General features: G+C 69.1%; 10 protein-coding genes. 1 reads left to right on the top strand and 9 read right to left on the bottom strand.

Translation table 11 applies throughout. The annotated features are described in order from the left end of the window. Positions 1 to 200: 200 nt before the first annotated feature. Both AC1DK4_RS30655 and AC1DK4_RS30650 read right to left on the bottom strand, forming a co-directional pair. On the bottom strand, positions 201 to 1202 hold the full coding sequence (locus AC1DK4_RS30655; protein ID WP_441622454.1) for a Bug family tripartite tricarboxylate transporter substrate binding protein: 1002 nt from the start codon (positions 1200 to 1202) through the stop codon (positions 201 to 203). Between the two features lie 71 nt (positions 1203 to 1273). Continuing rightward, complete coding sequence (locus AC1DK4_RS30650; RefSeq protein WP_441622452.1) at positions 1274 to 2698, bottom strand: amidase; 1425 nt, start codon at positions 2696 to 2698, stop codon at positions 1274 to 1276. Positions 2699 to 2972: 274 nt separating this feature from the next. Between AC1DK4_RS30650 and AC1DK4_RS30645 the strand changes: the two genes are divergently transcribed. Further along, positions 2973 to 3665 carry a GntR family transcriptional regulator gene (locus AC1DK4_RS30645; protein WP_441622450.1) on the top strand — a complete coding sequence of 231 codons (693 nt, stop codon included), beginning with the start codon at positions 2973 to 2975 and terminating at the stop codon, positions 3663 to 3665. A 36-nt stretch (positions 3666 to 3701) separates the two neighbouring features. On the opposite strand, the gene AC1DK4_RS30640 is transcribed toward AC1DK4_RS30645, so the two are convergent. The 7 genes from AC1DK4_RS30640 to araD form a co-directional block, all read right to left on the bottom strand. Next, positions 3702 to 3836: a hypothetical protein gene (locus AC1DK4_RS30640; protein WP_441622448.1), complete on the bottom strand. Its 135-nt coding sequence runs from the start codon at positions 3834 to 3836 to the stop codon at positions 3702 to 3704. A gap of 238 nt (positions 3837 to 4074) precedes the next feature. Next, positions 4075 to 5013 (bottom strand): 2-hydroxyacid dehydrogenase, encoded by a 939-nt coding sequence (locus AC1DK4_RS30635; protein WP_441622446.1) that lies wholly within the window; start codon positions 5011 to 5013, stop codon positions 4075 to 4077. A gap of 63 nt (positions 5014 to 5076) precedes the next feature. Beyond that, complete coding sequence (locus AC1DK4_RS30630) at positions 5077 to 6072, bottom strand: Bug family tripartite tricarboxylate transporter substrate binding protein (RefSeq protein ID WP_441622444.1); 996 nt, start codon at positions 6070 to 6072, stop codon at positions 5077 to 5079. A gap of 87 nt (positions 6073 to 6159) precedes the next feature. Continuing rightward, complete coding sequence (locus tag AC1DK4_RS30625; RefSeq protein WP_441622442.1) at positions 6160 to 7146, bottom strand: tripartite tricarboxylate transporter substrate binding protein; 987 nt, start codon at positions 7144 to 7146, stop codon at positions 6160 to 6162. Positions 7147 to 7327: 181 nt separating this feature from the next. Beyond that, complete coding sequence (locus AC1DK4_RS30620; RefSeq protein WP_441622440.1) at positions 7328 to 8335, bottom strand: Bug family tripartite tricarboxylate transporter substrate binding protein; 1008 nt, start codon at positions 8333 to 8335, stop codon at positions 7328 to 7330. Between the two features lie 91 nt (positions 8336 to 8426). Next, positions 8427 to 9155, bottom strand: a complete 729-nt coding sequence (locus AC1DK4_RS30615) for a ribonuclease activity regulator RraA (protein WP_441622438.1) — start codon at positions 9153 to 9155, stop codon at positions 8427 to 8429. Between the two features lie 9 nt (positions 9156 to 9164). Next, positions 9165 to 10904, bottom strand: a complete 1740-nt coding sequence (gene araD / locus AC1DK4_RS30610) for an L-arabinonate dehydratase (protein WP_477131974.1) — start codon at positions 10902 to 10904, stop codon at positions 9165 to 9167. Positions 10905 to 10910: the final 6 nt, after the last annotated feature.

Raw genomic sequence — 10910 nt, 5'->3', positions numbered from 1 at the left:
GCGTATGAGCGCGGCGGCGCGGCGGTGTGGCTTCGCGCCGACGCCCCGGCGTGCGCGCCGGCCGCGCCGGCCGCGCCGGCCGCAATACGCGCAGCCCATCGCATCCTGCGCGGCGATCTCCCGCCGGTCCAGGTCGCGCTCGCGCACATCCAGCACGTGATCTGGAGCCTGCGCGGAAACAGCGCAGGCTCAGGCCGCGCTCAGTCCTCGGCCACGAACCCCGTGGCTTCCACGATGGGCTTCCACGCGGCGCGCTCGATCTGGATGCGGTGGCGCGCTTCCTGCCCGGACTTGGGCGCCACTTCCAGCCCCAGCGCTTCGAGCTTGGCGGCGGTGGCGGCATTGCCCGAGGCGGCGATGAACATCTTCTCCACCCTGGCCACCACGTCCGGCTGCGTGCCGGCCGGCAGGAAGGCGCCGTACCAGCTGGTGGCGTACTCGTACTGGCTGAAGCCCTGCTCCTTCATGGTGGGCACTTCCGGCAGCGCCTTGGCGCGGCGCGTGCCGCTCACGCCCAGGAACTGCAGCTTGCCGCCCTTGTACAGCGGCATCATGCTGGCCACCGCATCCCAGCCGATCGACACATTGCCGCTGATCACGTCCACCAGCATCGGCGACGCGCCGCGGTAAGCCGCCGGCGTGATGGCAATCCCGGTGGCCTTGCCCAGCGCCACGGTGCCGAGGTGGCCGGCGCTGCCGATGGTGGCCAGGCCAAGGCTGGCGCCGCCCGGGTTGCGGCGCGCCCATTCCACGTACTCCTTCATGTTCTTGTACGGCTGCTGCGCGCCGGCCGCCACCACGGTGGGCACGTCGGTCAGCACGGCGGCGGGGACGAGGTCCTTGTCGGCGTCGTAGCCGAGCTTCTTGTACGTGAGCGGGAAGATGGTGAACAGCGGCGACGGACCGATGAACACCGTCTTGCCGTCGGGCTTGGCGCGCTTGACGTAATCCAGCGCCAGCCGCGCGGAGGCGCCGGGACGGTTCTCCACGATCACGGTGCCGTGCCCGTCCTGGCGCAATTGCTCGGCATAGAGCCGGGCCAGGCTGTCGGCCGCGCCGCCGGGCGCATAGCCGACGATGATGCGCATCGGCTCGCCCGAATCCGCCGCGGACGCCGGGCGGGGCAGGGCCAGCACGGCAACGGCGCAGGCCGACAGCGCCAGGGTGTGGAGCACGAGTTTGCGGCGGGAGGCTTGGATCATGGCGCGGGCGGGTTGTGTCATTCGGGAGGGGGGAAGGGTACGGCTGGCGCCGGCGGCGGGCCGGCGCGCGGTCATGCCTGCGGCCACTGGCCGAGCAGGCCGTGCGCGGATTCGAACAGCGCGGCGGCGCGCAACAGCCCGGCATCGCCGCGGAACTGCCCGACCAGCTGGAAGCCGATCGGCAGGCCGTCGCTGCCAAAGCCGCAGTGCAGGCTGATGGCGGGGTGGCCGGTCATGTTGAACGGCATGGTCCACGGGAACCAGTGCGCGCGCACGTTCTCATAGGCCTGGCCGTCGATGTCGATGGTGCCGAACAGGTCCTGCCCGATGGGCAGCGCGGTGCGCGTGAGCGTGGGCATGGCGAGGAAATCGCCGCGCGCCAGCAGGGCCTGCACGCGCTGGAACAGCTGCGAGCGGTCGAACATGGCCTGCTGGTACTCCACGCCGCTGACCTGCGCGGCCGATGCCACTTGCCTGAGGAAGGTGGCGCTGAGCTGCTCGCCGTGCTCGGCGGCGATGGCGGCGAAGCGCGCGCGCCAGACCGTATGGTTGATGGCCCGCCAGATCGGTTCCACGTCGAAGCCTTCGCCGGAGAACGCCTCCAGTTCCGCGCCCAGGCCGGCCAGCTTCGCCAGGCTGGCCTCGAACGCGCGCGCCACTTCGGCCGCTACCGGCCGTCCCGGCGGYGCCAGGCAGTAGAGGATGCGCTTGCCGCGCAGGTCGCCCTGCGCCTGCGCCGCGCCCGCGTAGTCGGGCTTGGGCACGCCGATGGACCACGGATCGCAGGCATGCTCGCCGGCCATGGCCTGCATCATCAGGCCGGTGTCGGCCACCGTGCGCGTGGTCGGGGTGACATAGGTCTGGTTGCCAAACAGGTCCTGGGCCTGGCTGTGCGGAATCACGCCGTTGCTCTGCTTGATGCCGACCACGCCGTTGCACGCCGCGGGAATGCGCGTGGAGCCGCCGCCGTCGGTGGCCACCGCCAGCGGGGCGATGCCGCTGGCCACCGCCACCGCCGCGCCGCCGCTGGAGCCGCCGCTGGTGCGCGCGGCGCTCCAGGCGTTGCGGGTGCGGCCGAACAGCGGCGAGTCGGTCAGGCATTTCGAGCCGAACTCGGGCGTGGTGGTCTTGCCGATCAGGATGGCGCCTTGCTCGCGCAGGCGCGCCACCGCGACGGCGTCGGTGTCGGGGATGTTGTCGCGGTAGGGCGCCACGCCGAAGGTGGTGCGCACGCCTCGCGTGTTGACCAGGTCCTTGGCCGTGAAGGGGATGCCGTGCAGCAGGCCCAGCGGCTTGCCGGCCATGACCGCCTGCTCGGCCGCGCGGGCCGCGTCCATGGCCTGGTCGGCGCACAGCGTGATAAAGCAGTTCAGTTCGGGCTGCAGGCGCGCCGCCCGTTCCAGCACCGCTTGCACGAGTTCTACCGGGGAGATCTCCTTGCGCGCGATGCGGCCTTGGAGTTCGGTGGCGGACAAGAAGCAAAGCGCATCGCTCATCGGCGGGCGTCTCCAGATAATGTCTCGGAGCGGATCGAAGGCACCGCCATGGCGCGGCCGCGGTGTGACGGTCGCGCCATTAATCGCGGCATCAATCGGGCGTCAATCGGGCGTCAATCGGGCGTCAATCGGGCGTCAATCGGGCGTCAATCGCGCCATTGGTTTTTGGATCCAGAATCCATTCTTTGCAGCTATAGTAGACGTGTGTCATGCGCTTGTAAACCGCGCCGACAAACTCCGGAGTTTCACTGCGCCGCGGCGCTCAGAGAGGCAAATGGCAGAAACGTTCGAATGGCAGGGGCGCACGCGCCTGGTGGAAGAGGTGGCACAGGTGCTGCGCCAGCGGATCTACCGGGGCGTCTATCCGCCCGGCAAGGCGCTGCGCCAGGTGGAGATTTCCGAAGACCTCAAGATCAGCCGCACGCCGCTGCGCGAGGCCCTGCGCATGCTGGAGCGCGAAGGCCTGGTCAGCGCCGAGACCGCGCGCGGCGTCACCGTGGTCAGCGCGGACTTCCGGCAGCTGATGGATGCCTACGCCTTGCGGGAGGTCATCGACGGCCTGGCCGCGCGGCTGGCGGCCGCCCGCGCGGGCAAGCTGGCCGGCGCGCCCTTGCGCGCCATCATCGGCACGCAGCGGGGCAGCCTCGCGCCATGGCAGCCCGAGGTCTATACGGCTGCCAACGTGGAGTTCCACACCGCGATCATCGGCCTGGCATCGAACGAGTACCTGGCGCGGCAGGTGCCCATCGTGCATATGACATCGCAGGTGTTCGCGCCCAGGATCGTGTTCGCGCAGGACCGCGCGCTGGCCGCCATCGGGGAACACGAGCAGATCGTGGCCGCCATCGAGAGCGCGGACGGCGACCAGGCGGAGTATCTGGCCAGGCTGCACATCCGTAACTCGATGGCGCGGCTCAAGGTGCTGGCACGGTCCGCCACGGACGAAAGCGCGGCGACGGGGTCCTGACGGCTGCGTTGCCGGGCCCCTGGCGGGAGAGAGCGCTCAGGGCTGCTGGCCTTCCAGCGTCGGCGGGGTATCCTGGCGCAAGGCCGGGTGATGACGGCTGACGCTTCTCGCCCCGATCAGCACTGCCAGCAGGAACGCCAGGATATATGCAGCAAAGGTGATTGCTTCCATGGTTGACCCTCTCCACTCGCCGTTGTTCTGTTTCTTCTGGTGAGCGACAAGTATGCGTAGGGGCGCACATGCCTGGATACCACTCGGCAGTGGGGGATACGGGTCAGATCGTGCGATTTTCTGACCCGTTCGGGGGAAAAATGCGGCTAAAACCGTAAATCTTCGTGTCGGCGGTGTGAGCCGGCAGGGGCGGCGCTCCGCAAGGACCGGCCGCCGCCCCGAGGCCGGCAACCCGGCTTCAGATTGCGCTCTGCTGCACGGCGCCGGTGGCGAAGAAGCGCTGCAGGTTCTCGAACACCAGGTTGGCCATGGCAATGCGGGTTTCATTCGTGCCGCTCGCGATATGCGGCAGCAGCACGACGTTGTCCAGCGCGAACAGCGCCTGGGGGACCTGCGGCTCGTTCTCGAACACGTCCAGCCCCGCCCCGGCGATGCGCTTGTTCACCAGCGCATCCACCAGCGCCGCTTCGTCGACCACGGTGCCGCGCGCGATATTGATCAGGAAGCCCTGCGGGCCGAGCGCCTCGAGCACGCTGGCCGACACCAGGTGGCGGGTTTCCGGGCCACCGGCGGTGGCGATGACGAGGAAGTCCGCCCACTCGGCCAGCGCCGCCAGCGACGGCTCGTGGCGATAAGGCACGTCGCCCGCCGGGCGGCGGCTGTGGTAGCTCACCTCCATGTCGAAGCCCAGCCCGCGCCGCGCGATCACGCGGCCGATGCGCCCCATGCCGATGATGCCCATGCGCTTGCCGCTCACGCGGGTGGTCAGCGGGAACTGGGCCTTGGGCCATTCGCCGCGCCGCACGAAGCGGTCTGCCGCGCTGAAGCCGCGCGCCACGTCCATCAGCAGGCCGAAGGCGGTGTCGGCCACGCAGTCGTTGAGCACGTCCGGCGTATAGCCGACGGCGATGCCGCGCTTGCGGGCAGCGTCCAGGTCGATCTTGTCGAGCCCCACGCCAAAGCTGGAGATGACCTTGAGCGCCGGCATGGCGGCCATCATGGCGTCGTCGGCGCCGATCGCCGCGCGCGTGGTCATGGCGGTGAACTCGCCGCCGCGGGCGGCCAGGAATGCCGCGGGATCGGTCTCGGCCCAGAACGGGTGGACGTCGTAGTGCTCGGCCAGGCTGGCTTCGAGCGCGGCCGGCAGGCGGCCGTGCTGGAGGAGGCGTTGTTTCATGAAGAGAGATCCCTTGTCGTTGATCGGGTTTGATGGGTTGGCGCCACCGTGGTGTCGATATGTTCAGTCTGCGCTGAGCTTGTTGTCCAGGATGATCCTGGCGTAGCGCTTGCGGTCGGTGGCGATCAGCTCGGCGAACTGCGCCGGCGTGCTGCCCACGGGGATGGCGCCCTGGGCGATCAGTTGCTCGCGCACCGCGGGCATGGCCACCACCTGCTTCACGCCGGCGGCGATCTTGTCGACGACCTCGGCGGGCGTGCCGGCCGGTGCCAGCAGCCCGACCCAAGATCCCGATTCGGCCCCGCTGATGCCGGTCTCGGCCAGCGTGGGCACGTCCGGCATGGCGGGCGAGCGCACCTTGCTGGTCACCGCCAGCGCACGCAGCTTGCCAGATTTCACATGGCCGGCGGTCTCCAGGATGGAGGCGAACAGCATGTCGACATTGCCCGCCATCAGGTCGCTCATGGCCGCGCCGCCGCCCTTGTAAGGCACGTGCAGCATATCAGTGCCGGTGGCGATCTTGAAGATCTCGGCCGACAAATGCGGCGAGCCGCCGCTGCCCGAGCTGGCGTAGGTGAGCTTGCCGGGCTGCGCCTTGGCCAGTGCCACCAGTTCCTTGGGCGTCTTGGCGGGCAGCTTGGGCGTGACCACGATGGCAAACGGCAGCTCGGCCATCAGGCTGACCGGCACCAGCGCGCCGGGATCGTAGCTCAGTTTCTTGTAGAGCGTGGGGTTGATCGACTGCGTGCCGACATTGCCGGCCACCAGCGTGTAGCCATCCGGCCTGGCCCGCGACACCAGCTCCAGCCCGACGTTGCCGGCCGCGCCGGGGCGGTTGTCCACCAGCACCGGCTGGCCCCACAGTTGCGACAGCCGCAGCGCCACCAGGCGCGTGCCCACGTCGGTGCCGCCACCCGGGGCGAAGGGCAGGATGATGGTGACGGGCTTGGTCGGCCAGGCAGCGCCAGGCTGGGCCTGCGCGGCGGGCACGCAGGCGCTCGCGGCCAGGGCGATCAGCAGCGCGCGGCGGCGCAGCGAGGGGGGTGTGAAGGGGCGCATCTTGTCTCTCCGTCTATGCTTGCTGACAACCGGTCTGACAACCGGTCTGACAACCAGTCGCTGGTTGCGTGAAGGCCGGGCTGGTCCTTACTCGGGCTGGATGCCGGCATCCTTGGCCACCTTGGCCCACTTGCCCATTTCCACCTGCACGAAGCTGCCGAACTGCGCGGGCGTGCCGCCGGCCGGCTCGATGCCTGCGTGCTGCAGGCGCTCGCGCAGGTCGGGCGCGGCCAGGGCCTTGTTGATCTCGGCGTTGAGCTTGTCGATCACCGCCTTTGGCGTGCCGGCCGGGGCGAGCACGCCGCCCCAGGTGCTGGTCTCGTAGCCGGGCAGGCCGGCTTCGGCCATGGTCGGCACCTGCGGCGCGATCGACGAGCGCCTGGCGGTGGTCACCGCGAGCGGGCGCACCTTGCCGGCCTTCACCTGCGGGCCGATCGCGGCCACGGTATCGAACATCAGCGACACGCGCCCGCTGGTCAGGTCCGGATGCGCCAGCGTGCTGCCCTTGTAGGGGATGTGGATCATGTCGATGCCAGCCATGCTCTTGAACAGCTCGCCGGAGAAATGCGGCGCGCCGCCCGAGCCGCTCGACGCGAACGACAGCTTGCCCGGATTGGCCTTGCCATAGGCGATCAGTTCCCTGACCGTCTTCGGCGGCAGCGAGGGCGACACCACCAGCATCAGCGGCACCACGTGGGTCAGCGCCACCGGCTCGAAGCTCTTGAGCGTGTCGAACGGCAGCTTCTTCACCATGCTGGGATTGATGGCGTGGCTGCTGGCCACCAGCGCCAGCATGTAGCCATCGGGCGGGGCCTTGGCGACGAGGTCGGTGCCGATGATGCCGGTGGCGCCGGGCCGGTTGTCCACCACCACCGGCTGACCCCAGTCCTCGGTCATCTTCTGGCCCACCAGGCGCGCCACCAGGTCGATGGCGCCGCCGGGCGAGGCGGGCACGACGATGGTGATGGACTTGGTCGGGAAACTGGTCTCGGCGGCGTGCGCGGCGGCCGTCAGCGCCACTGCCGCGACGGCGCCCGCAAGTGTGCGGAGGATGGGGTGGGGGTGATGCTGCATAGTGTCTCCTGCCGTGTTTTTGTGGCTTGTATGGTGGTGTTGCGGTGACTGCGTTGTTTCCTTTGCGGTGGACAGAGGGCTTGGGCTCGTGCAAGCCCAAGCCCAAGCCCTCTCCCCGGCCCCCCTCCCAGGCGCGGGAGCGGGAAGCAAGCCAGCGGTGCCGCTGCGCCGTGCCGCCGTATCAGTCCGCCGTCGCGCCCGATTTCTTCACCAGCTCGGCCCAGCGCGGGATTTCCTTGCTCATGAACGTGGCCAGCTCGGCCGGGCTGCTGCCCACCACTTCCATGCCGAGCTGCTGCGTCATCCGTTGCTGCACGGCCGGCTGCTTCAGGGCACGCACGACTTCGGCATTCAGCCGCTGCACGATGTCCTTGGGGGTGCCGTGCGGAGCGTAGAGCGCCTGCCATGACACCATCTCGAAGCCAGGCACGCCGGCTTCGGCCATGGTCGGCACACCGGGCGCCAGCGCCGAGCGCTTCGGCGAAGTCACGGCCAGTGCGCGCAGGCGGCCGGCCTTGATCATGGCGTCGCCCGCGGTGAGCTGGTCGAACAGGAAGGGCACCAGGCCCGAGGCCACGTCCTGGATCGCCTGCGGGCTGCCCTTGTACGGCACATGGGTCATCGGCACCTTGATCAGCTCGGAGAACAGTTCCCCGGCCAGGTGCGTGGAGGTGCCCGCGCCGGACGAGGCAAAGCTGAGCTTGCCGGGTTGCTTCCTGGCGTAGGCGATCAGCTCCTGCACGTTCTTCACCGGCAGCTTGGCGTCGACCATCAGTACGTTGGGTACGTAGGCGATCAGGCTGATTGGCTCGAAATCCTTGACCGGATCGTAGGAGAGGTTCTTGTAGAGGCTGGGGTTGATGGCGTGCGTGCTGATGGTGCCGCCGAACAGCGTGTAGCCGTCGGGCTTGGCGCGCGCCACATAGCCCGCACCCACCGCGCCGGCCGCGCCGGGGCGGTTTTCCACCACCACCGGCTGGCCCAGCGCCTTGGAGATTTCCTGGCCGATGGTGCGCGCGACGATATCGGTCGAGCCGCCCGCGGCGAACGGCACGACCCAGGTGATCGGGCGCGAGGGCCATTTGTCCTGCGCTTGCGCGGCGCCGCCGAATGCGCCGAGCGTGCCCAGGGTGGCCAGCGCGCAGGCGGCGCCGGCGCGGCGCAATGCGCTTCGCTTGCTGTGATTCATCGTGTCTCCGTCGTTGGCCGCCTTGCCCCGGCGTGTGCGGGGCGGCGGTCTCTTGCGTTTGTCCGCGCTTGTGTGCGCGGCCGTGGAAGTCCTAGCGGCCGTTCGCCTCGCGCCAGGCGGCGAAGTCCAGCCGGCTTTGCTCCTGCGTCGGCGGATAGAGGCCGATGATGGAGCGGCCCTTGTCGACTTCCTCGGTGACGAAGTCTTCGAACGCGGTCATCTCCACGGCCTCGGCCGCGATCTCGTCGGCCAGGTGGCGCGGGATCACGATCACGCCCTCCGCATCGCCCACCATCACGTCGCCGGGGAACACGGCCACGTCGCCGCAGCCGATCGGGCCGTTGATCTCGATGGCCTGGTGCAGCGTGAGGTTGGTCGGCGCGGACGGGCGGTGGTGGTACGCGGGCATGGCCATGCGAGCGATTTCCGGCGAGTCGCGGAAGCCGCCGTCGGTCACCACGCCGGCCGCGCCGCGCCGCATCAGGCGCGTGATCAGGATCGAGCCGGCCGAGGCCGCACGCGCGTCCTTGCGGCTGTCGATCACCAGCACGGCGTCCGGCGGGCATTGCTCGACGGCCTGGCGCTGCGGATGGGCCGGATCCTGGAACACCGTGATCTGGTTGAGGTCTTCGCGCGCCGGGATGTAGCGCAGCGTGAAGGCCTCGCCGACCATGTTGGCGCCTTCCGGGTTGAGCGGATGCACGTCCTGGATGAACTGGTTGCGCAGGCCGCGCTTGAACAGGGCGGTGCACAGGGTCGCGGTGCTGACGGTCTTGAGCAGGTCGCGGGTTTGCTGGCTGAGCGGGTTGGCTTGGGTCATGGCGTCAGGTCAGTAGATGCTGGGCTCGCCGGTGGGCGCGCCGAAGTCGGTTTGCAGGAAGTCGAAGTCGCAGCCGTCGTTGGCCTGGCGGACATGCTTGGAGAACATCCAGCCATAGCCGCGCTCGAAACGCGGTGGCGGCGGCGTCCACTCGGCGCGGCGGCGCGCCAGTTCTTCGTCGGACACCTCCAGGTGAATGCTGCGGCGGTCGATGTCCACGGAGATCATGTCGCCGGTGCGCACCAGCGCGAACGGGCCGCCGACATACGATTCGGGCGAGACGTGCAGGATGCAGGCGCCGTAGCTGGTGCCGCTCATGCGCGCGTCGGACATGCGCAGCATGTCGCGCACGCCTTGCTTGACCAGCTTCTTGGGGATCGGCAGCATGCCCCATTCCGGCATGCCCGGGCCGCCCTGCGGGCCGGCGTTGCGCAGGATCAGGATGTGGTCGGCGGTGACGTCGAGATCGTCGCGCTCCACCGCTTCCTTCATCGACGGGTAGTCGTCGAACACCAGCGCCGGGCCGGTGTGCTTGAAGAAGCGTGGCTCGCAGGCGCTGGGCTTGATGACGCAGCCGTCCGGCGCGATATTGCCCTTGAGCACGGCCAGCGCGCCTTCCTGGTACAGCGCGTTCTCCGGCGTACGGATGACGTCGTCGTTGTAGACCTCGGCGCCGGCGATGTTCTCGCCCAGCGTGCGCCCGGTGACGGTCAGCGCGCTCAGGTCCAGCTTGTCGCTGATGCGGTTCATCAGCGCGGGCAGGCCGCCGGCGTAGAAGAAATCCTCCATCAGGTACTTGTCGCCGCTGGGCCGGATATTGGCGATCACCGGCACGCGCCGGCTGGCCGCGTCGAAGTCTTCCAGGCCGATCTCGCAACCGGCGCGGCGCGCCATGGCGATCACGTGGATGATGGCGTTGGTGGAGCAGCCCATCGCCATGGCCACCGCGATGGCGTTCTCGAACGAGGCGCGCGTCTGGATCTGCTGCGGGGTCAGGTCTTCCCACACCATGTCGACGATGCGGCGGCCGGCCTCGGAACACATGCGGATATGGTTGGCGTCGGCGGCGGGAATCGACGAGGCGCCCGGCAGCGTCATGCCGATGGWCTCGGCGATGGCSGTCATSGTGCTGGCCGTGCCCATCGTCATGCAGGTGCCGTGGCTACGGGCGATGCCGCCCTCGATGCCGATCCATTCGGTCTTGCTGATATTGCCGGCGCGGCGCTCGTCCCAGTATTTCCAGGCGTCCGAGCCGGAGCCCAGCACGTTGCCCTTGTAGTTGCCGCGCAGCATCGGGCCTGCGGGCACGTAGATGGCCGGCACGCCGGCGCTGGACGCGCCCATCAGCAGGCCCGGCGTGGTCTTGTCGCAGCCGCCCATCAGCACGGCGCCGTCGATGGGGTGGGAGCGGATCAGCTCCTCGGTCTCCATCGCCAGCATGTTGCGGTAGAGCATGGTGGTCGGCTTGACCGAGCTTTCGGACAAGGAAATGGCGGGCAGCTCGATGGGGAAGCCGCCGGCCTGCAGGATGCCGCGCTTGACGTCGTCAACGCGCTGCTTGAAGTGCGAGTGGCAGGGGTTGATGTCGGACCACGTGTTGATGATCGCGATGATCGGGCGGTCCAGCCACTCGTCGGGCGAGTAGCCCATCTGCATGATGCGGGAGCGGTGGCCGGAGGAACGCAGGTCGTCAGGAGCGAACCAGCGCGCGCTGCGCAAAGTCTCGGGCGTCTTCTTTCGTGACGTCATTGTCTC

The organism is Cupriavidus sp. 05N38, from assembly GCF_056397345.1.
The sequence above is the reverse complement of the archived record's forward strand: the minus strand, read 5'-3'. Positions and strand labels throughout refer to the sequence as shown.